Consider the following 20,851-nt stretch of genomic DNA (forward strand, 5'->3'; position numbering starts at 1 on the left):
AGATGTGTATAAGAGACAGGATCTAGCCCGTATATTCCGGGGATCGCCGCTGAGACGACCTCTGGGTCGAAAAGCCAGATGAGTGCACCGAAGGCGAGTGCCCCGACTGCACCACCGACTGCGCCACCGACCGGCCAGCCAATCGAGGTCTCGATACCGACTGTCGACTGTGTATCGGACTCTGCGCTCATAGTGAAGCCATTGTACCACAACAGGTGCTATAATGGTTTGTCCGGCACGTGTCACGTCCGCCGGCAAACGTGACATCCACGCTCTGGCGACCTGCACTCGAGTGCGATAACCGACCACTGACATCGACTGGACGACGGCTATTAGTTTCCCTCCGCCCAAGCGACTCCAACCCGTGTCTCCGGATCTGTCGTACGAACTGCTCGGGTGGCCACCCGACGGCCCGAAGCTGCCACTCGATCACAAACGGTTCAGCTACGCCGGCAAGTTCGTCATGACGAACACCGGCAAGGCAGTCGCCCGTGACGGCGAAACAATCGTCGCAGCCATCGCGTTCAACGAGGATCGCACCGACGAGCGAACGCTGTGGCTCCGATACGTTACTGTTGCCCACGACCGCCGCGGCGAGGGGATCGGCCCCGAACTCGTCTCGCTCGTCCGCGACCACGCCGCCGAACGCGGCTACGAACGCGTCCGAATCGCAGTCAACAACCCATTCGCCTACGAGGCACTCTACCGCGCTGGCTTCGCCTACACTGGCGAAACGACGGGAATCGCTGAACTGGTACTCGAGTACCAATCATCTACAGCTAGTGAGAACGACCCAACGGGAGCCAAGCGCGAACGAGACACGTACCAGGCGGGTCTCGACGAGTTTCGAGACCGAGACCTTTCCACGGAGGAGACAGACTTTCTCGAGTCGCGAGTCGGCAGCGAGCCGCCGGACCGGTAGCACGCAACAGCCGTCGACGACGAGAGCAAGAGGGGACAATTCAAATCCCGGACGTACCAATAGTGGCCCAATGGGAAACGCTGCTTTACGCGACATCGCCGTCATCAAGGAAACGCCGTTCTCTGAAATCGAGGGTGTCGTCGCCGTCGACGCGCACAACTGGCTCTACCGGTACCTGACGACGACCGTCAAGTGGACCAACAGCTCGAAGTACACAACCACGGACGGCACCGAGGTCGCCAACCTGATTGGCATCGTCCAGGGGCTCCCCAAGTTCTTCGAGAACGACGTGACGCCGGTCATGGTCTTCGACGGTGGCCCCTCTGAACTCAAAGAAGATGAGATCGAATCACGCCGTGAGCAGCGCCAGACGTACGAGGCGCAACTCGAGACCGCCCGCGAGGAAGGCGACGAGGTCGCCATCGCCCAACTCGAGTCGCGTACGCAGCGACTGACGCCGACGATTCAGGAGACCAGCCGCGAACTCCTCCGATTGCTCGACGTGCCGATCGTCGAAGCACCCGCTGAGGGCGAAGCGCAGGCCGCCCATATGGTCCGGCGTGGTGACGCAGACTACGTCGGCTCCGAGGACTACGACGCACTGCTGTTCGGGTCGCCCTACACCCTCCGACAACTCACGAGCAAGGGCGATCCCGAACTGATGGATCTCGAGGCCACACTGGACCACCACGATCTCACACTCGAGCAACTCATCGACGCGGCTATCCTCATCGGAACGGACTTCAACGAGGGCATCTCGGGAATCGGCCCGAAAACTGCGCTGTCGGCAATCTCTGAGCACGGCGACCTCTGGAGCGTGCTCGAAGCGCGCGGCGAGACACTCGAGTACGGCGACCGCGTGCGGGCGCTCTTCCGGGAGCCGAACGTGACGGACGAGTATGAGTTCGAGACGACGTTGGACCCGGACATGGAGGCGGCGCGGGAGTACGTGACCGACGAGTGGGGCGTAGATGCCGACGAGGTCGCACGCGGGTTCGAGCGGATCGAGGAGAGTGTGACACAGACTGGGCTGGACCGCTGGACCTGAGCATAGCGTTCGTGTTCGATCTGCTTCTGATTCGGTTCCAGTGCGGGGTCTGCTTCTGGTCCTTGTTCCGGTACTGATCCAGCAAATCGCGCTCGTCGCGATAGTGCGAATCTGAGTGCGCTGACGGACTGTTTCGTGAATCGAACGGTTTTCTCTTCGGGAGAATCGCAGCTGAAAGGTGGTGAGGGAATCGAAAACGCGGTTTGAGAGGTGGATCGAGAGACACCGCTTAGATGGTCTATAATAATCCGGCTATCGCTGGTTGTCGTGATTGGGGTGACGAAATATGACCCAACACGAACGCACCCGGTCCGCCCCGGCGGCAGACACGGTAGATCCCACACGGGAGCAACAGCCGTCGGGAGACGACGCTCGCGGTTCGACATCGGCGCATAGCTGCTGTCGATCGCGATACAGATGACCGTCTTGCGGTCGTGGTCTTGCGGTCTTGCAAAGTCGAATCAACCGTGCGGTGTCGGCGATGCAGCCACACCATCCACACCACCACGATCCACGCGACGGATCACACCGGACACAGCCGCCACAGCTGGCGTCCGGTAGGTTGTGCCTGACATCGGACACCTAGGCCTGATACCCGACGACCGACCCGCACGTGTTCGTCGACCCACTTCACCTACTGGGACCGACGGTCGAATCGACAGTGTATCACCCCGTTCAGTTTTATTCCGTTCCGTTTCGATCTGGACCCCCTCTTTCCCACCCCAGCGCTACGACTCGCGATCAAATTCGAACGGCAGTCGGTGATTGACCTCCTCGCGTGCAAGTACCGCTGCCCGATCAGTCGCGCCGATCGCGGCGAGATACCGAAGCCTGACACCGATCTTGAGCAGCCGCGCACCGCGGCCAGTAAGCACGCTCGATCCAACCTGCGCGACTGCGTCGTCACCCACGCTGACAACCCAGCCCGGTGAGTCGAACGCGAAGTTCACGGACGTCGAAGCCAACACGGGCTTCTCGCCACTGTTCCGGTTGCGTTCCTCGCTCGCATCACGATCCTCGCTCGCGAGATGCGCAATCGTCGGCGCGAGCGCCTGCGCTGCTTGAATCGCACTCTGGGCACTCGCCGGAACCGCCTCACCCTCCGCGTCAGCCATCCGCGCCGCGTCACCGAGTAGAAACGTCCGCTCGTCGAGTTCTAACGCCGGTCCGACCGTCGGCCGTTCCCGGCCGAGGGCGTCCGTCCCGCGGATTCCACCCGTCCAGACGACGCACTCCGCCGGGAGTTGCTCATCGGACTCGAGTCCCACCGCCGACGGCGTCACTCGAGTAACGGCTGTCCCAGTCCGGACTGTGACGCCGGCGGACTCGAGTGCGGCTGTCACCGCGCGCTGAAAGTGAGAGTCGAACTGTGGGGCGACGGTGTCGAGTTGTTCGAGAAGGGTGACAGATGGCACAGCGGTTGCGTTCGATCCGTGACGCTCGCGAACGAGTGCGGCGAGTTCGCCGGCGACCTGGATACCCGAGAGGCCGGCACCGCAGACGACAAACTGTGGTTCGTCGTGCTCGCGCAACGCCTCTCGCGCTCGTGTCCGGACGGCAAACGCATCGGTGAGTCGTTTGAACGGAATCGCGTGTTCGCGGACGCCCTCGAGTCCGTGGGTGGCAGTCTGTGCGCCGAGACAGACGGCCGCGATATCGTAGGAGAGCGTGCCATCGGAGAGTCTGATGGTCTGTCGCTCACGGTCGATAGCCTCGACACGCGCTACGCGGACGGTTGCCCGATCGAGGACGGACGGGAGCGAGACGGTGATCGCGTTCGCCAGTTCGGGCCGGCGGAGTACACGGTGGAGTTCGTGCTGGACGAGGTGGTCCGGCGAGTCGTTAACCAGGGTGAGTTCGAGATTCGCATCTGTGGGCACTCGCTTCTCGAGTTCGCGGGTTAGCGTCAGGCCCGCGTAGCCGCCACCGAGGACGACGACGTGCATACCCGATGTAGGTTCCCCGCGCCCAAATACTGGGGACCAAACGAACGCGTGGACCAAACGAACGCGTTCACGAACACAAACACAAACGCCAACACGAGCGCCGTGTGAATCGCTCAAATCATTCTTTCACCTTCAATTATCTCTTTACAAATCGACACTGTGACGTTCAGTATGCATCGCCGCCGCGTTCTCGCACACGTTGGCACTGGAACCGTCCTCGGTACTGTTGGCTGTCTCAGCGCCCCTCTCCCCACTGGCGATTCGGGACAACGTTCCGACTCACCAGAATCCGGAGACGGAACGGACCCTCAAATCCCCGATACCAGGACACAGCCGTGCCCACCGTATGAAACAGACCGTGAGAGTGTCGTCTGCTCTCACACTGTCGATCCGGATTCGGCCGCGGTGTCTCTCGAGTTACATCCAAAGCGCAGTACCGTGGCCGATGGGGTACCCGAGACGGAGATCTCTCTGACACTTCGTAATGACTCTGCTAGCGAACTAACGTTTAATCCGTACAGTTGGCATATTCGCACCAATACAGGAGCGGGTTGGCACGACATTCAGCAGGACCGAGCCGGGAATGGTACCATAACTGTCCCTGCTGGCGAGACGCAGACGTGGTCGCTCGTCGACGCAGTCACTGCCGTTCGAGACGATCCCGAACTTGAACCGGGACTGTACGCGGCAGAGCTGACCGTTCCTGCACCGACGCAGGAGGACGACAGCATCGCGTGCATCGCGCTCGTCCGACTCGATGCAGCGACGTGAGCCGCGTCTGGTGTGTGAACCAGCCGCTTCTTGCTTCTCCCGCTGATTCAGAACGGCACAGAGCCACTCAGAACACCCGTACGGGCCTCGAAAGAGCGAACCAACTGCTCTCAGAACAGGTGCTCGTCCTCGTCGAGCAGGCGAGCTGGGCCGCCGACGTCCCATATCGTCGTCGAGACACCGCAGTCAGCGATCTCCTCTTCGACGAACTCGGCGTGCTCTTCGGTCGTGTTGACGTAGACGCTCGCGCCCGTGTCCGTCGAGAAGTAGACCGGGATGTCCTCTTCCTCGCGGAGTTCGCGCACGCGGTTGAAGATCGCGAGCGTGGCCGGCTGCCAGTAGACCCAGCCCTCGGGGCCGGTCATCGTCGTCGCCGCGAGCGAGAGCGAGTCGTGCTCAGCGAGTTCGAACACGTCGTCGAACTCGTCGTTGCGAAGCGCGTCACGCATCTCGGCAATCTGGCCGTGGATGTGGGCGTTGCGGGCCTGGAACATGTGACTGTCGGCGGCCTCATCGTGCGCGTCTTCGGTCTCCTTGTGGTAGGGCACGAGTCCGACGATGATCTTCAGATCCTCGTGGAGGTTACTCGGCAGGCGCTCGGAGCGACAGTCTTCGTCGTTCAGCCCGGTGTGAAGCTGCGAGAACGCGCCGGTCACCGCACGGGCGGCTGAAGCCGAGCCGACGCGTGCGATCGTCGAGACGGTTGGTCGGTCGGCGTCGAGTTCGGCCGCCTCAGCCAGCGCCATCGCCGCCGCGGCGAAGCCCGAGGATGAGGAGCCAAGACCGACGTTCGTCGGGAAACTGTTCTCGCTCTCGAGTCGGACCGGGTAGACCGTGTGTGCCGCATCGGACATATCCCGTGCCTTCTCGACGACAGCGTCGACGCGCTCGGCCGCGCGGCCCTCGAGTTCCTCGCCGTCGACGACGTAGGTGTCTTCGTCGTAGTCCATCGAGAACTCGACGGTGGTTCGGGTGTGGCTCGGGGCCGTACAGACGCTGATACTGTCGTGATACGGGAGTCGCTCGATATCGTCGCGCATCCCGTGATATTTGACCAGCCCCTGGATGGGGTGGGCCATCGCGGTCGCCTTCATACCCGGATAGGCGGATGATGGCCGCTTAAAGTTCACGGCATCCGATTGGTGTGCCACTGGCGAGTATCAGTAGCCCCCCGGCGCGTCGTAGCGGCTGCTAGCAGGTGTTACCGATCGGGCTCAAGGGCAAGCGCGACGGTGCCCGCCAGCTACCGGATCGCATCCTGTAGTGACTCGCGCCATTCTTTTGCAGCCACACACTCTCCCTCGAGTTCACCCAGTCGCAACTCGACCGTTTCGAGGTCCTCGTCGATGCGGTCGATCTCTCCGGAGACCGTCGACCGGACCAGAAGGAGTTCGCGTTTGAGCCGCACCTCGGTTTCGTCGAGTCGCGTCGCCAGCGAATTTGTTTCGGACTCGAGTGCGGTTTCGATCGTGTCGAGTCGCGTCTCAAGATCAGTGAGCTGTTCGTCGTGCGCCTCGGCGGTGGATTCGAGGTTGTCGAGCCGTTCGTCGTGCACTTCGGTGCTGGATTCGAAGTCGTCGAGAGACTGTTCGAGGTCGTTACGAGTAGCCTCGAGTTCGGCCTGTTGCGTGGCCGTTTCGGCTCGATGGTGTTCCAGTTCTGTGTCGAGGGCTTCGAGCCGATCAGCGACCGAGTCGAGGTGTGGTTGGAGCGTCCCATTGATTCGTTGCCGGAGGACATCGTCGGCTGCGCTCAGATCTTCGATGTCGGATTGTAAGTGCTCAACGTCGGTTCGGATTGCTTCGAGATCGGTGTGCAGGCTGTCGAGTTCGAGCGGGGTGTCGGCGGAGTGCTGGTCAGCGCTGTCGGTGGTGGTAGAATCCGTGGCAGTTGTAGCGTCAGTAGCAGCTATCGCCGCAGTAGCTTCGCTATCGGATGTATTACCGTCGCTGTCGTCGTCGCCGCCGTCGCCGCCGTCGCCGTCGCTATCACCGACGTCCTCACTGGCCCCGTTATCGTCATCGTCACCGTCCTCACGAACGAGCGCACGTCGAAGCGCCGCTCGCTGGTCGTCGTGTTGGTCGTCGCGGAGTTCGGTCAGCAACGCCTCGAGAACGTCGGTATCGGACGGTGTCGACGGACCATCCGACGGGGGAGTCTCATTTTGTGATGCCATCGTTATCTCCGTCTGCGGGTGGGAATCGGACCGGCGGACAGCAGCCAGGGCCTCCACGCCAACTGCCCAACGAATCGTCACGTTGGCTACCGCGAGCGTGGCTGCGATCGGCGACTCTTCGTGGTCAGTGACCAACCCTCCTACGTGAGATATTAATACCCCATGTCAGTTGGACGCACGACAACGGTTCTATGGACTCGCTATCGGACTGGTAGCCGAACTGCTCTCCACGCGAGCGGGCGACAGTCTCGATGCGAACCGAACACCTCAAATGGTCGCTCTCGCAACGAACGCTGCATGGGAACCCCGCTCGAGAGCCGCACGGAACAGGCCGAAGAACTCGTCGACCGACTCGAGGAGGCTTACCCCGACTCGACGATCTCGCTTCGCTACGCGAATCGACTCGAGTTACTGATCGCCGTGATCCTCTCGGCGCAGTGTACCGACGAACGGGTGAACAAGGAAACGAAGCATCTCTTCGAGAAGTACGACGGGCCGGCGGACTACGCCAACGCACCGCAGGACGAGCTTGCCGAGGATCTGAGCTCGATCACCTACTACAACAGCAAGGCGGGGTACATCAAGGACTCCTGTGAGATGATCCTCGAGGAGCACGATGGCGAGGTGCCCGACACGATGGACGAACTCACCGAGCTGTCGGGCGTCGGCCGCAAGACGGCGAACGTGGTGCTCCAGCACGGTCACGACGTGGTCGAAGGTATCGTCGTGGACACGCACGTCCAGCGACTCTCGCGTCGGCTGGGACTCACGGAGGAAGAGTACCCCGAACCGATCGAACAGGAACTGATGGACCTCGTCCCAGAGGGGTACTGGCAGCAGTTCACTCACCTCTGTATCGACCACGGGCGGGCGACCTGTACGGCCCGCAATCCGGACTGCAGCGACTGCGTGCTCGCGGATATCTGCCCGTCGGAGAAAGGTGACAGCGAGATCGACCTGGCGTCGGGCGAACCTTGGTAACGCAATAGGTGGCCGTGTGGCCACAGTGCGGACGATTCGAGTGCCAGCATGACCCACGCAAGCCAAACGTCTTTTCAGCGGCCCGTGATAGCCATGGACGGGATCAGTATGGTTGACGACCCAGAGGAAACCGGCCAGACCGACAGGACCGGGAAGGACGAACATGGGCGAGATGTCGAACTGGCACACGAAGATACCGAGGATGAAGACGACGCGGAGGAAGAAGAGCTAACCGAGGAAGAAAAGGAGGCACGAAAGCGTCGTGACGAAGAGGAACGCCGCCAGGATATCGAGCACAAATCCGACGAGCGCGAGGCGGACGCGCTCGGAAACGCCAACCCGGACCACCACCGCGACGAAGAACCGTACAACAGCTAAGCAGCCACGTCACAGCCACTGACGGCCACAAACGGGACGCGATCAGGCTGATTTGGGCGAGTGCAGCGGGCGGGCGACCCCGCGTTCCGTGCTCCCGGGCCGGCCGATCGAGATCGGATCCGACTACTACAGCACTGGGCCAGCGCAATTCCCGGCGGTCGTACACGTTTCGAATCGTTTCGCGGTTTTTCGGTCTGTGCGACAGAGTCGAGTACCCGCCTGATCCCTCTATCAGCTCCCCACACTGACTCACGACATCGCTGTCTCGATCCCGTAACCCAGTTCACAGAGACGTCTCAGGCACGCACAAAACCGACACTGTCCCTGCTATCGACACTGTGATTGGTGTCTCAATCGAAACGCGACCCACCGACCGATCGTCGGCGATCAACGCGACGGGCTGCTCGTCCCGATCAACCGTCAGCACGACCTCATCGGGCGGGAGAACCCACTGCCGAGAACTCGTCGAAAACGGACTAATCGGAACTACGGCCACAGCATCGACCGCGGGCGAGAGCCGCGGGGACTCGAGTGCATCTGTATAGCCGTGCGTTCCAAGTGCTGTCGCGACAACGATGCCGTCCGCGCGGACGGAGCCGACCGACTCCCCCCGGCTTCGAACCGAAAATTCGGAGATTGCAGCGGGTTCGGCGGCAGTGAGTGTGAGGTCGAGCAGGGCCCGAACGGTCGTCTCAGACTCGTCGGCTAGAGTGGCAGTGCACTCGAGTACCGGTCGCTCACAGCGCGTGGTCTCGGACTCCCCCGCGAGGATAGCTGCGAGCGCGTCAGGGAGGCTTTCCTCGGTGACGGTGCTGAGGCCGGGAATCGGGCCGACCGACAGAATCGCCGGTTGCAGATCGGTCGTGACGCTCTCACGTGCGGTTTCCGAGAGGGCAGACTCACCGACTGCAACGACGACCACTGGATCGGCGTCCAGAACGGGGGCGGCCTCGGTGTCGACTGCTAGTGTGGCGTCGTGTGTAGAGAGGGTGGACTCGAGTGCACTGTCAACCGACTCGCGTTCGCCACCGTCCGCTGTTGGCCTCGAAACTGAGTTGGTAGGATTGACGACGCCGACGACTGGTTCGTCGTGGTCGGATTGTGTGCCGTCGTCCCCGTCGCTCATGCCATCTCGTTCGCGCGGCGGGTGCAAAAGCGTAGGGTCCGTCCGCACAACGGGACAGTTGTCTGGTTAGTCGTCGTACGGCCAGTCGCCGGTAATCTTGCTCCCCTCGGCGAGGTCCTGTGCCTCCAGATCGGCGGCGATTGCTTCTGGCTCACGGTGCTCGATCGTTTGGTCTGCGGCCGCGAGGTCGACAGTCAGATCCGTGAGGAGGATGGCCTGCTCGCGCAGCGTTCGCTTCTCGAGTTTCTCCAGCGTGTCGGCAAAGGTGTGGCCCCAGCCGCGGCCGACCTCGTTGGAGGTCGACATCACGTGGTAGCCGGGGACGCCCCACTGGACGAACGGCCAGTGGTCGCTGTGCGGGCCGAGCTGTGGCACCGTCTCGATCGGGTGGCCGTGGCGCTCTGCGATCTCCTCTGCGGCGGCCTCGAGTTCGGGGAAGCCGTGGGTCGTCAGCGAAAGCGTGCGACCGCGGACGACGCCGTCGTTGTTGACGATGGCCTTGATGGAGTCGTGGTCTGCCTGCTCGGCGTGGTAGCCAGAGCCGACAAGGCCGACCTCCTCCGCGCCGTAGGCGACGAACTCGACGCGCGTCTCGAGTTCGTCCTCACGTGCGGCGAGTGCGTTCGCGAGTTCGACGACCATCGCGGTGCCAGCGCCGTTGTCGAGGGCACCCTCTGCGATATCGTGTGCGTCGACGTGGCTCGTCACGAGCACGCGCTCGTCTGTTTCGGGGCCGAGTTCGGCGTGAATATTCTGACTCGTTGCGTCGTCAATGTCCGCCTCAACGGAGACAGCAATCTCCTCGCCGTCGTACCGCCGAGCCAGCCGCGCGCCGACCTCACTCGAGACGCCGACCGCTGGAATGTCGCCGATTGGGTCGTCCTTGGTGCCGACGCTACCCGTCGGTGGGAGACAGCCCTCGACGTGATTGCGGTAGACGAAGCCGACGGCACCCTGATCGACCGCGTGGTAGTACTTCTCCCGGCGGTGAATGTAGCGCTCGTAGTACTCTGGAATGTCGCTGCGGACCATCGCGATCTTGCCCTCGAGAGTTGCTTCCTCGAAGTCTTCCGGCAGCCCGTAGCCGAGGTCGACGAGTTCTGCCGTCGCCTCGTCGCTCGGGCTTCGCGGGAGCGCGATGCACTCGAGTTCCTCGGCGTCTCGGTCCGCCGTTTCGGGCGCGACGACGGCACTGTCGCCGCGGGCCCAGCCCTGAATGTCAAAGGGTTCGAGACGGGCGTTTCGTGCGCCGGCCTCGGCGAGGGCGTCGCGAGTCAGTTCGGCGGCCTCGCGTTCGCCGTCGCTGCCAGCCATTCGGTTGCTGATGTTGACTAAGTGTTCGAGGTGCGTCCAACCGACATCGCTGGTGAACACGTCACTGATCCAGGTAGTCATGGGTATGGGATAGGGGACTCACTGGGGGCGTGTAACTGTACCGTTCGGCGATGACTGTGCCGGAACGTGGTTCCCTACTGTCGGCTATCTAATCCGAAAACTGGACATTCAGTGCGAACTGAGAATCTTTTTTACCCCGCTCGCACTCGGGGTGTGTATGCGGGAGACGCTTGCCGAGTGGCGGCCGGCCGTAGACGAGGCGATTGCCGACCTCGTGCCGCGGGAGATCGACACCGACTACCTCGAGTCGTTCTTCGGCGAGCCAACGTACGAGTACGATCCAGACGGCATCCAGCGGGCGCTGTCGGACCCGCTCTGGGACTTGCTTGACCGAGGTGGGAAACGATGGCGTGCAGTGCTCTTTCTGGTCTTCATCGAGGGATTCGGTGAAGATCCGACCGAGTACATGCCCTACGCCTGTATTCCCGAAATTTTGCACAACGGGACCATCATCGTTGACGATGTCGAAGATCGGGCGGTAAAGCGCCGCGGCGAACCGGCTCTGCACCACATCTATGGGCGTGACGTCGCGCTGAACGCCGGCAATGCGCTCTACTTCCTGCCGCTGAAGATTCTGCGGGAGAACCCCGGCGACCTGCCGGCCGAGCAGCGACTGGCGGCCTACGAGATGCTGATGGACGAACTCAACCGGACCCACCTCGGCCAGGGGATGGACATCTGCTGGCACAACGAACGCGAGGTCCGCATCACGCTGGCGCAGTACCTCGAGATGTGTGCCTGCAAGACCGGCTGTCTCGGTCGCATTGTCGCCCGACTCGCGGCGATCATCACCGACCAGCCCGCCCACGTCGAGGAGGCCGTCGCAACCTACACCGAACTCACTGCGGTCGCCTTCCAGATCGGCGACGATATCTTAGATATCGAGAACTCCCTCGGCCGCGCCGGTGAGTTCGGCAAAGCGTTCGGCAACGACGTTCGCGAGGGGAAAAAGACTCTGCTCGTCATCCACGCAATAGAGGAGAGCGAACCCGCGAAGGCCACGCGACTCCAGGAGATTCTGGAAGCCGAGACCAACACCGACGCGGAGGTTCTCGAGGCGCTTTCGATTCTCGAGGATGCAGGGAGCATCGAGTACGCCCGCGAACAGGCCCTCGGCCTCGCCGCCGAAGCGCGCGCAGAAATTGCTGACCTCGAGTTGGACGCGGAGACGACCGAGCGGCTCAATACGTTCACGGAGTTCGTGGTCGACCGAGAGGAGTAGTCGGATCAGGTATCCCTAGCTCTCGGATTCGGTTTCGGAGTTGGATTCGGTTCCTGCTTCTGTTTCCGTTTCCGTTTCCGCATCCGCTTCTATTTCTGTCCCTAGTTCTGTCTCTGCCTCGACGTAGATTCGATCTGCAGTCGGCACGCGGTCCTGCACTCTGGCCTCGATTACGTCAACGGTCTGCTCGATCGTGGCCGTCTCCATATTGGGATCGAACCGAACATCGCAGGCGACGAGCACCGAGTCGGGGCCGAGATGCATCGTTCTAAGGTCGAGTAGTTCAGTGACGCCGTCGACAGATTCGATAGCGTCGATGATTGCCCTGTGTTCCATCCGGGTGACACCCTCGCCGACGATGAGGCTGCGATTTTCCCAGGCGAGTGCGAGTGCGAGCGCCATCAACAGCAGCCCGATGACGATACTCGCCGTGGCGTCGTAGACTGGATCGCCAGTCTGTGACGTGAGATAGACACCCAAAATCGCCACGACGACGCCAACGACGGCGACGACGTTCTCGGTGGCGGCGGTGAGCAACGGTGCATCTTTCGAGTGGCGAAAGGTTGCAGTCAGCGAGTCGAACCCCGCGGCCTTCCGCTCGGTTTGCAAGCCGTGATAGGAGGTGTAGAACGCGTACGATTCGAAGACCAGTGCAACACCGAGAACGACGTAGTTGATCGTCACGTTAGTTGTGGCAGCTGGTCCGTCGAGTGCAGCGTACCCTTCCCGAACCGAGGCGAAGCCGGCAATGCCGAACAACAACACGGTGACGACGAACGCGAAGAAGTACTGCTCCTTGCCACGCCCGAAGGGATGTTTCCGGCTCGCACCGGCCTCGCTGAGCCGAAAGCCGAGTAATAGCAACACCTGGTTCGCGGCATCGCTAATGGAGTAGTACGTCTGGCTCAGCATGCTGACGTTGCCAGTCGTCAGGTACGCGACGAACTTCGCGACCGCGATTGCCAGGCTCGCGCCGAAGGAGACAAGCACGACGACGCGAGTCGAAACCATCTACCCGAAACTCCCACATCGGATACCGTATAGATTTGGCACGTTTGCAGCCGGGCGTATTCCGACTCCGCTACTATAGTAACAACTGCAACTAGTTACACACTGATCGTACAGCTGTCGGTCGATCAGGTGTGCATTGACTTGCAGTAGCTACTATAGTCCCCAGACTACACTCCTTACTCCCCAGATTGCAACCGCTTTGTCGTCTGCACCAGCGGATGGCGCGCATAATCGACGACATCGATATCCTTGAGAGACTCGAGTCCCTCGTTCGCTGCGGTCTCTGCCATACCGAGGGCAATCTCGTGCTCGACGACGATCACGTAGGCGTCCATCGCGTCGATCCCCAGGCGATCAGCGGCGAGCACACGGTGGTGGCCATCCGCCAGCAACAGCGTGCCGTCGTTGTCGATGACGACCAGTGGCTCTGCCAGTCCGCGCTCGAGTTCGTACTTACGCCCCTCGAGTTCGTCCGCGTAGACACGCCCTTGCGTCGGTGTCAGTTGGTCGATCGCGACGGTGCGCCGTTCTTGTTCCAAACTCACGCTGTGGATCTGCTCGAGCGTGCGGACCAGTTTGCCGACCTTTTCGGGGGTTGCACGTTCGATTTGGCTGCGAATCACGTCCGCGTTCGAGATGATGCCGACGAGGTTGCCCGCGTCGTCGACGACGGGAAGTTTTTGAATCCCAGAGCGGAGGATGACTCGGGCGGCGTCGTTCACCTTCATTTCCGGGTGTGCAACCAGCAGATCAGTCGTCATCACTTTGAATATGGGGTCGTCGTCGCCGGCCAGCAACAGATCGCGAGCGCTGATGAACCCCTCGACTCGGCGGCGGTCACAGACCGGAAAGCCGCTGTGTTCGTCGCTTTCTGCGATCCGCTCGGCAACCGCGCCGACGGTCGAGTCCGGCGAGACGGTCACCACGTCGCGGGTCATGTACTCTTTGACCTGGGGTTTGGTCCGTTCCGACGCGAGCTCCATACACAGAGCGTAACGCGCCTGTCCGCAAAAGTACTGTTACTGGTGGTCGTCGGCTCTGTTCTTAGACTCCGTCGTGTATGCCTCTTGATCCGCGACGAGGGCGTCCCACTCGTCTTCCTCTGCAAACAACCACTGACTCGTTCGGCTATAGGTGCCGACCGGAACCCCCGGCCGCGTCCGGATCGCCTCGAAGAACCGGTCCCTGATCACGTCCTCGGCGACGCCGACAATCGATTCGACCTCGTCCTCGTCGTCGAGCCGGCCGAGGATCCCAACTTCGAGTTGCGCGCCCGCCATGTCGGCGTGGCCGCCCGCACTCCCGATCTGGTCGAATCCGTCCCGCAAGGTCTCGCCGAGATCCACGTCGTTCGACCGCGACCGCGCGGAGAGAAACGCCATCTCGTCTCTGAACCCGAAGACGAGTGTCGTGTCGATCCCCCCCATCGCGAGGAGTTGATCCGCCGCCTGTGGCAGCGCATCACGATTTCCGATCCGGCCAACGCTCGCGACCGCGACTGAATCGTGCTGGACGCGATTCTTGATCGCGCGAGCGATTGTCTCGAGTGTCTCGCCCTCGACAGTCGGCTGTTCGATCTGGCGCAGGACGGAGGTGTCGACGTGCGGGTACAGCGTTGAGGCCGCCTCGAAGTCCGCAGGGGAGACCTCACGCGTAAAGTCGTTCGTATCAATCCTGATCCCGTAGAGGAGTGCGGTTGCGGTCGACGAGTCGAACGACAGGTTGAACCGATCGATGTACTCTGTCAGTATCGTACTCGTCGCGCCGACGTGCTCGCGCAACTCGACGAAATCACTCGGGACCGGTCCTCGTGGCGGGTGGTGGTCGATAACGATATCCACGTGGCGATCCTCCGACAGCTGGTCGTTGACGCCCGGTCGTGAGTGATCGACCAGCGCAATCGAGCCGTAGGCATCGAGGCTTTCGCCGGGTGAGAGATTTCGCAATGAGAGATCGAGCAGATTGACCATTGCCCGATTCTCTTGATGAGAGATATCGCCAGAGTAGCAGGCGTCGGCCGCAACGCCGACCGATTCGGCGATATCTGTGAGCGCCACCGCACTCGCAATCGCGTCCGGGTCCGGATTGTCGTGCATTACGACCGCGAGCGGTTCCTCGATCGTCAACAACTGTTGATAGAGGCCAATCGCTCGCGACGCCGTCGTCGTCGCAGTCTCCTCGAGTACGTGTTCGGTAAACGCACTCGCCGCGTCGACGGTGTGGTCCGCGAGGTCGGCAAAGCGGTTCCGGTCTGCCATCGTCGGATTGCCGCCCATGTGGGCCGTGATCGATGCATCAGGGAACGCAGCAGCAGCTCCCTCGAGTGCCTGGCGGTTGACGTCAGTTCGGTCGCTGCCGATGAAGACGACATCGGGCGTGTCCACGGTATCGAGGGTACCTGAGTCGGTCGGATCGCCGCGACGGGCGGGAATACTTTCGTCGCGAAGGGTTTCGGCGACGCTCTCGTCGCCGGTGATGACGAGGAGTCGGCCGTCATCGTCGCGTTCCGTGAGTGCCTCGGCGACGGCGCGGCCGACGGTTCCGCACCCGAGGACGAGCCGGAAAACCATGTATCGCGGCTTGCAACCCAGAGGGGTAAAAACTACCGGGTCTCGCCGGCGGCATGAGTATGCTATCGCTGTCGAGTCGCTGCGGTTGCGACTCAATGTGGTGGTGAACGAAACCAAAACAGGTCAGACAGGTCAGAACAGAGAGAACAGATCGGAACAGAAGAAAACGAATACCGGTCGCGCCAGTCAGACGCGAACTCAGGCAAGCATCGCAGTCGCCGCGTCGACGGCCGTGTCAGCGACCGGCCCGAACAGCGGCAGCAGTGCGAGCGTCATGACGGCGGCGACGACGATTGCTGCGTAAAGGCCGACTGGCTGGGAGAGCGTCTCGCGTTCGACGGCTGGCTCTTCAATCCAGACAGCTTTGACCAGCCGCGAGTAGTAGTACAGCGAGAGTGCGCTGTTGATCACCAGTGCGGCGGCGACGACGAGCAGACCCGCTTCGAGCGCGCCGGTGAACAGGAAGTACTTGCTCCAGAAGCCGCCGAGCGGCGGAATGCCCGCGAGGCTGAACATGAATATCGCGAGCGCGAAACAGGCAACCGGAGCACGTCGGCCGAGGCCGTTGTAATCTTCGAAGGTGCGACCGACGCCCCAGTACTCCGCGAGGGCGACGAACAGGAACGCACCGGTGTTCATGAAGCCGTAGACGAACAGGTGCATCATCGCCGCACCCATGACGAGTTCGCCACCGCCAGCGGAGATGCCGGCGAGGCCGATCAGCGCGTAGCCTGCGTGGCCGATCGAGGAGTACGCCAGCATCCGCTTGACGTTGTTCTGCGTCGCGGCGGCGAAGTTCCCGAGCGTCATCGTGACGATTGCGAGGATGATGAACGCAAGCGCCCAGTCGACGCCGATTGCACTCGCGGTCTCAGCGACCGGGAACGCCTCCGTGAAGACACGGAACGCGATCACGAAGCCAGCGGCCTTCGAGGCCGAGGACAGGAACGCCGAGATCGGTGCTGGTGCGCCCTCGTAGGCTTCCGGTGCCCAGAAGTGGAACGGCACGCTCGCCGTCTTGAACGCGAAGCCACCGATGAGCATGAGGATGCCGAGGCCGAGCAGTCCACCGACATCAGCAATTTCGTGGCCCCCATCGGAAGCAACCTCGCCAGCCTCGATGACGGCGGCGATATTCTCAAGCTGCAAGTGACCCGTCGCACCGTACACCAGCGAGATCCCGTAGACGAAGATCGCCGACGACAGCGCGCCGATCAGGAAGTACTTCAGGCCGGCTTCGACGCTGCCGCGGTTATCCTTCAGAATCGAGACGAGCGCGTAGGACGGCAGGCTCGCCAACTCGAGTGCGATGAAGATCGTCACCAGGCTGTTAGCGGCGGCCATGAACGACATGCCGGTCGCCGCGAGTAGGACGAGCGAGTAGTACTCGGCCTGGTAGGTGTGGTCCTCCATGTAGTCGTAGCTCGCGACTGCCACGAGCGCCGTGACGACCGCGACGATGACCATGAAGAACAGCGCGAGCTGGTCGACGACGAACTGGTTGCCCAGCACGTCGATGACGCCGCGACCGCCGTCGACCGTCGGGGTGCCGACGCCGGCCAAGAGGTACCAGACGGCGACACCGAGCGAGACGATCGAACCGGCGGCTGTCGTCCCAGCGAGCAGCCCGCTGTTACGCGAGTCCGGCGCGATGCTGTCGATGATGAACAGCGCCATCGCCGTCAACGCGAGCAACAGTGCCGGCGCGAGTGCAGTCCAGGCGGGCAGTTCGAGCAGCGCCATTACAGTTCACCTCCAGTCTCCAGGATCGGATCGACTGCGTCCGTAATCATTTCGAAGATCAGCTCCGGTGCGACGCCGAGTAGGATGATCAGGCCAAGCAGCACGAACATCGGTGCGATGTCGTGCAGCGGGGCGCGGTCGACGTCGTAGTCCGTTTCCAGGTGGTATGGTCCGAAGACCGTCCGCTGGAGTGCAAAGAGCAGATAGCCCGCGACGATGACGATACCGAACATCGCGAGTGCGGTGAATACCTGCGAGTAGGCGAGCCCCTCGGCACCGAACGCGCCGAAGAAGATCGTGAACTCGCCGAAGAAGCCGCTCATCAGCGGCAGCCCCATGTAGCCAAAGGCACCGGCGACGAGGATGCCGACGGCGACCGGCATACGGTCTGCCATCCCGGACATGTCCGTGACCATCCGGGTGTGGGTGGCATTGTAGATGACGCCGACTGCCATGAACATCAGTCCGGAGATCAGGCCGTGGCTGACCATCTGGAAGGTCGCGCCACCGACACCGAACTGCGTGTAAGCGATCAAACCGAGGATCACGTATCCCATCGACGAGACGGAGGAGTACGCGACGATCCGCTTCAGGTCGGTCTGGGCCAGTGCGAGCATCGCACCGTAGATGACGCTGATCACGGCGATAGCCGCAATCGGGATCACGAACGGTTCGATGACCTCGGTTGGGAACATCGTGAAGTTGAATCGCAGCAGTGCGTAGGTCCCCATCTTCAGCAGGACACCAGCCAGCAGCACCGACGCTGGCGTCGGTGCCTCAACGTGGGCGTCCGGCAGCCACGTGTGGAACGGGACGATCGGGACCTTCACCGCGAACCCGAGGAACATCGCGACGAACACGAGCGAGGCGAGCGTCGTACCGCCGATGCCAAGGAAGCCGTCGGGGCCACCGTTGAGCATCGCGGTCGTCACGTCCGGCAGCGCGAACGTCGTCACGTCACCGAGCCCGAAGACGAGCGCGATGAACGCACCGAACATCACGAGCGAGGCGACGTTCGTGTAGATGAAGAACTTGATCGCCGCGTACTTCCGGCGCGGACCGCCCCAGATCCCGATCAGTAAGTACATCGGGATGAGGACAGCCTCCCAGAAGATGAACCAGACAAAGAAGTCAAGCGCGGCGAAGACGCCGATCAGGTTCGCTTCGATGAAGAGCACGAGTCCGTAGAACTGGGACTCACGCTCGTCGATCGGCGTCCACGAACTCACGATCGCAAGCGACGAGAGGATCGTCGTCAGGACGACAAGCGGCATGCTGATGCCGTCCAGGCCGACGAGCCACGAGATCGAGTACTCACCGAACTGGATCCACTCGAACTCCGACGCGAACGCGAGTTCGCCATCAAGCAACGCGTTACCGCTGCCGTCGAACGCCGCAAACATCCACAGCGAGAGTGTCGCGGGAATCAAGCTGATAGCGAACGCCAGCTTCCCGGCGATGCGATTCGGCGCGACGAACGTTACGAACGCGCCGACCAGTGCGACTGCGATCAGTGCTTCGATCATCATAGGAACCACCCTCCAACGTAGCCGAGAACCAACAGCAAGCCGATGAAGCCGGCCACCAGCAGTGCTGCGTAGTTCGTCACGAGTCCCGTCTGAATCCGTTTCAGCCGGCTACTGCTGAACAGGCTGGCGGTCGAGACGCTGTTGACAACGCCGTCGATCACCGTCTGGTCGAACCGATCCGCAGCACGCGCAAGCGGCTGGGTAACGCCTTCGGCGAGCCAGACCTGGTACTCGTCCTGATAGTAGTTCGACTCGAGTGTCTGGCGTGCGCCACCCAGGCGTTCCTTGTGTGCGACTGGCTCTGGAACGCTGTAGAGCTTCCAGGCCAGGCCGGCACCGGAGAACGCGAGCAGCAGTGAGACGCCGGCAGCGATCAAGACGGTGAGCTGCTCACCGCCGATGTAGGCGGTTTCGTAGGCGAGCAACTCGCCGTAGGCGCTGTAGGTCAGCCCTTCAACGGCACCGTACTCGCCGTCGAGCCAGTGTTCTAAGAACGTGATGTCGATCTGTGCGAGCTTCGCGACGGGTGCGAGGTTCGCAATCCCGGCAACGAGTGCGAGGACGCCGAGCACGACCAGCGGGGCCTTGATGGACCAGCCAATGTCGTGTGGGTCCTCTGCGGCCTCCGAGCGGGGTTCACCGTGGAAGGTCAGGAAGACCATCCGGAAGGTGTAGAAGCCGGTGAAGAAGACCGCGAGGAGCGCCATCGCGTAGGCTGCGAGGATGATCGGCTCTTCGAGGCCGATAATGAGCGCATCGTACAGAATCTCGTCCTTGGACCAGAAGCCCGAGAACGGGATGATGCCCGCGAGCGCGAGTGCGCCCGCGAGGAACGTGTAGTAGGTGATGGGTGCCTTGTCCTTGAGGCCGCCCATCTTCCACATGTCCTGTTCGTGGTGCATGAGGACGATGACGGCACCGGCACCGAGGAACAGCAGCGCCTTGAAGAAGGCGTGGTTCATCAGGTGGAAGACCCCGGCGACGTAGCCGCCGACACCGAGACCGAGCATCATGTATCCGTACTGGCTAATCGTCGAGTACGCCAGCACCTGCTTGATGTCGTCTTTGACGACGCCCATCGTCGCGGCAAAGAGCGCGGTGAAGCCACCAACGAACGCGATGATCGCGAGCGCAGTTGGCGAGAGCGCGTAGTAACCGAACATCCGGGCGACGAGATAGACACCCGCTGCGACCATCGTCGCCGCGTGAATCAGTGCGGAGACGGTGGTCGGGCCCTCCATCGCGTCGGGCAGCCAGGTGTGCAGTGGGAACTGTGCGGACTTACCGATAACACCGCCAAGCACCAGGAGTGCAGTAATTGTCACCCAGGTTTCGGCACCGAAGCCGAACAGGGTGTCACCGTTGTCGATCGCCGACTCCGCGGCCGCGATGAACGAGTTGTCGCCGGCGAAGGCGACCGTCCCGAACGTCGCGGCGATGGCGACGACCCCGAGCAGGAAGAAGTAGTCACCGAAGCGGGTGACGAGGAACGCCTTCTTCGCGGCCGAGGGTGCAGAGCGCGTGCGGAACCAGAACCCGATCAGCAGGTACGAACACAGGCCCACGAGCTCGAAGAACATGAACGCCATCAGCAGGTTGTCCGCGTAGACGAACGCGAGCATGCTGAACGTGAAGAGGCCGAGGCTGGCGTAGTACCGCGGCAGCCCAGTCTCACCCTCGGCGTTCATGTAGCCGAGGCTGAAGATGTGGACCAGGAACGCGATTAGCGAGACGATGACGAGCATCAGCGCGGCGAGCGGATCGATCAGGATACCGAAGGTGAACTCGATCCCGTCGGCACCGATCTCGCTCGCGGCGTCGCCGATCGCCCACTGATACAGCGTCTCGTGATACACTTCACCGCTCGCGACGGCCACGAGCATCAGCACGGAGAGCGCAAGCGAGCCCCCCGTCGCGATGATGCCCGCGAGCGCGCCCTTCTTCGGCATGTACTTGCCGAACGTCAGGGCGACGACGAACGCCACGAGTGGGAACAACGCGATCGCCGGCGCGTAGTTGAACACATCCTCCAT

Annotated in this window: 17 protein-coding genes and 1 pseudogene; 6 read left to right on the forward strand and 12 right to left on the reverse strand. The window is 62.1% G+C overall.

Features of this window, described 5'->3' with window-relative positions; genetic code table 11:
• Positions 1–191 (reverse strand): annotated as a pseudogene (locus C482_RS09025) (hypothetical protein); the annotation flags it as partial.
• A gap of 185 nt (positions 192–376) precedes the next feature.
• On the opposite strand from C482_RS09025, the gene C482_RS09030 reads away from it, so the two are divergent.
• Entirely contained in the window at positions 377–922 is a 546-nt protein-coding gene (locus tag C482_RS09030; protein ID WP_049896613.1) for a GNAT family N-acetyltransferase, read from the forward strand.
• Positions 923–992: 70 nt separating this feature from the next.
• Positions 993–1,970: a flap endonuclease-1 gene (fen, locus tag C482_RS09035; protein WP_006167256.1), complete on the forward strand. Its 978-nt coding sequence runs from the start codon at positions 993–995 to the stop codon at positions 1,968–1,970.
• 728 nt (positions 1,971–2,698) lie between these two features.
• Here the strand turns inward: fen and C482_RS09040 are convergent.
• Positions 2,699–3,916 (reverse strand): NAD(P)/FAD-dependent oxidoreductase, encoded by a 1,218-nt coding sequence (locus C482_RS09040; RefSeq protein ID WP_006167257.1) that lies wholly within the window; start codon positions 3,914–3,916, stop codon positions 2,699–2,701.
• Positions 3,917–4,087: 171 nt separating this feature from the next.
• Here C482_RS09040 and C482_RS09045 point away from each other — a divergent pair, with 171 nt between their 5' ends.
• Entirely contained in the window at positions 4,088–4,687 is a 600-nt protein-coding gene (locus C482_RS09045; protein ID WP_049896597.1) for a hypothetical protein, read from the forward strand.
• Positions 4,688–4,797: 110 nt separating this feature from the next.
• Here the strand turns inward: C482_RS09045 and mvaD are convergent, their stop codons facing one another.
• Positions 4,798–5,781, reverse strand: a complete 984-nt coding sequence (gene mvaD / locus C482_RS09050; protein ID WP_006167261.1) for a phosphomevalonate decarboxylase MvaD — start codon at positions 5,779–5,781, stop codon at positions 4,798–4,800.
• Between the two features lie 149 nt (positions 5,782–5,930).
• Positions 5,931–6,863 (reverse strand): hypothetical protein, encoded by a 933-nt coding sequence (locus C482_RS09055; RefSeq protein ID WP_152421991.1) that lies wholly within the window; start codon positions 6,861–6,863, stop codon positions 5,931–5,933.
• 297 nt (positions 6,864–7,160) lie between these two features.
• Here C482_RS09055 and nth point away from each other — a divergent pair, with 297 nt between their 5' ends.
• Both nth and C482_RS09065 read left to right on the forward strand, forming a co-directional pair.
• Positions 7,161–7,844: an endonuclease III gene (gene nth, locus C482_RS09060; RefSeq protein ID WP_006167264.1), complete on the forward strand. Its 684-nt coding sequence runs from the start codon at positions 7,161–7,163 to the stop codon at positions 7,842–7,844.
• Positions 7,845–7,952: 108 nt separating this feature from the next.
• On the forward strand, positions 7,953–8,222 hold the full coding sequence (locus C482_RS09065; protein ID WP_049896615.1) for a hypothetical protein: 270 nt from the start codon (positions 7,953–7,955) through the stop codon (positions 8,220–8,222).
• Between the two features lie 283 nt (positions 8,223–8,505).
• Here the strand turns inward: C482_RS09065 and C482_RS09070 are convergent, their stop codons facing one another.
• Together C482_RS09070 and C482_RS09075 are read right to left on the reverse strand one after the other, a co-directional pair.
• A complete protein-coding gene (locus C482_RS09070) occupies positions 8,506–9,348 on the reverse strand; it encodes an NAD(+)/NADH kinase (protein ID WP_006167268.1) in 843 nt (280 codons plus the stop codon).
• A 66-nt stretch (positions 9,349–9,414) separates the two neighbouring features.
• Positions 9,415–10,743 (reverse strand): M28 family peptidase, encoded by a 1,329-nt coding sequence (locus C482_RS09075; RefSeq protein ID WP_006167269.1) that lies wholly within the window; start codon positions 10,741–10,743, stop codon positions 9,415–9,417.
• 157 nt (positions 10,744–10,900) lie between these two features.
• On the opposite strand from C482_RS09075, the gene C482_RS09080 reads away from it, so the two are divergent.
• Positions 10,901–11,965 carry a polyprenyl synthetase family protein gene (locus C482_RS09080; protein WP_006167270.1) on the forward strand — a complete coding sequence of 355 codons (1,065 nt, stop codon included), beginning with the start codon at positions 10,901–10,903 and terminating at the stop codon, positions 11,963–11,965.
• Between the two features lie 15 nt (positions 11,966–11,980).
• Here C482_RS09080 and C482_RS09085 read toward each other — a convergent pair whose 3' ends face one another.
• From C482_RS09085 to nuoL, 6 genes are all read right to left on the reverse strand, one after another.
• Positions 11,981–12,976, reverse strand: a complete 996-nt coding sequence (locus tag C482_RS09085) for a cation diffusion facilitator family transporter (RefSeq protein WP_006167271.1) — start codon at positions 12,974–12,976, stop codon at positions 11,981–11,983.
• A gap of 176 nt (positions 12,977–13,152) precedes the next feature.
• Positions 13,153–13,959 carry a CBS domain-containing protein gene (locus C482_RS09090; RefSeq protein WP_006167272.1) on the reverse strand — a complete coding sequence of 269 codons (807 nt, stop codon included), beginning with the start codon at positions 13,957–13,959 and terminating at the stop codon, positions 13,153–13,155.
• Positions 13,960–13,995: 36 nt separating this feature from the next.
• Entirely contained in the window at positions 13,996–15,546 is a 1,551-nt protein-coding gene (locus C482_RS09095; protein WP_006167273.1) for a DHH family phosphoesterase, read from the reverse strand.
• A gap of 198 nt (positions 15,547–15,744) precedes the next feature.
• Complete coding sequence (locus tag C482_RS09100) at positions 15,745–17,289, reverse strand: NADH-quinone oxidoreductase subunit N (protein WP_006167274.1); 1,545 nt, start codon at positions 17,287–17,289, stop codon at positions 15,745–15,747.
• Positions 17,289–18,818 carry a complex I subunit 4 family protein gene (locus tag C482_RS09105; protein WP_006167275.1) on the reverse strand — a complete coding sequence of 510 codons (1,530 nt, stop codon included), beginning with the start codon at positions 18,816–18,818 and terminating at the stop codon, positions 17,289–17,291. The genes C482_RS09100 and C482_RS09105 overlap by 1 nt, the downstream gene beginning before the upstream one ends.
• On the reverse strand, positions 18,815–20,851 hold the full coding sequence (gene nuoL / locus C482_RS09110) for an NADH-quinone oxidoreductase subunit L (RefSeq protein ID WP_006167276.1): 2,037 nt from the start codon (positions 20,849–20,851) through the stop codon (positions 18,815–18,817). The genes C482_RS09105 and nuoL overlap by 4 nt, the downstream gene beginning before the upstream one ends.

Origin of the sequence: Natrialba chahannaoensis JCM 10990, assembly GCF_000337135.1 — an archaeon.
GTDB lineage: Archaea > Halobacteriota > Halobacteria > Halobacteriales > Natrialbaceae > Natrialba > Natrialba chahannaoensis.

Excerpts from the sequence above, each read along its gene's own strand:
- fen (WP_006167256.1), top strand. The coding sequence starts at position 993 with ATGGGAAACGCTGCTTTACGCGACATCGCCGTCATCAAGGAAACGCCG.
- mvaD (WP_006167261.1), bottom strand. The coding sequence starts at position 5,781 with ATGAAGGCGACCGCGATGGCCCACCCCATCCAGGGGCTGGTCAAATAT.
- C482_RS09105 (WP_006167275.1), bottom strand. The coding sequence starts at position 18,818 with ATGATGATCGAAGCACTGATCGCAGTCGCACTGGTCGGCGCGTTCGTA.
- C482_RS09040 (WP_006167257.1), bottom strand. The coding sequence starts at position 3,916 with ATGCACGTCGTCGTCCTCGGTGGCGGCTACGCGGGCCTGACGCTAACC.
- C482_RS09070 (WP_006167268.1), bottom strand. The coding sequence starts at position 9,348 with ATGAGCGACGGGGACGACGGCACACAATCCGACCACGACGAACCAGTC.
- C482_RS09085 (WP_006167271.1), bottom strand. The coding sequence starts at position 12,976 with ATGGTTTCGACTCGCGTCGTCGTGCTTGTCTCCTTCGGCGCGAGCCTG.
- C482_RS09080 (WP_006167270.1), top strand. The coding sequence starts at position 10,901 with ATGCGGGAGACGCTTGCCGAGTGGCGGCCGGCCGTAGACGAGGCGATT.
- nth (WP_006167264.1), top strand. The coding sequence starts at position 7,161 with ATGGGAACCCCGCTCGAGAGCCGCACGGAACAGGCCGAAGAACTCGTC.
- C482_RS09055 (WP_152421991.1), bottom strand. The coding sequence starts at position 6,863 with ATGGCATCACAAAATGAGACTCCCCCGTCGGATGGTCCGTCGACACCG.
- nuoL (WP_006167276.1), bottom strand. The coding sequence starts at position 20,851 with ATGGAGGATGTGTTCAACTACGCGCCGGCGATCGCGTTGTTCCCACTC.
- C482_RS09045 (WP_049896597.1), top strand. The coding sequence starts at position 4,088 with ATGCATCGCCGCCGCGTTCTCGCACACGTTGGCACTGGAACCGTCCTC.
- C482_RS09100 (WP_006167274.1), bottom strand. The coding sequence starts at position 17,289 with ATGGCGCTGCTCGAACTGCCCGCCTGGACTGCACTCGCGCCGGCACTG.
- C482_RS09090 (WP_006167272.1), bottom strand. The coding sequence starts at position 13,959 with ATGGAGCTCGCGTCGGAACGGACCAAACCCCAGGTCAAAGAGTACATG.
- C482_RS09095 (WP_006167273.1), bottom strand. The coding sequence starts at position 15,546 with ATGGTTTTCCGGCTCGTCCTCGGGTGCGGAACCGTCGGCCGCGCCGTC.
- C482_RS09075 (WP_006167269.1), bottom strand. The coding sequence starts at position 10,743 with ATGACTACCTGGATCAGTGACGTGTTCACCAGCGATGTCGGTTGGACG.
- C482_RS09065 (WP_049896615.1), top strand. The coding sequence starts at position 7,953 with ATGGTTGACGACCCAGAGGAAACCGGCCAGACCGACAGGACCGGGAAG.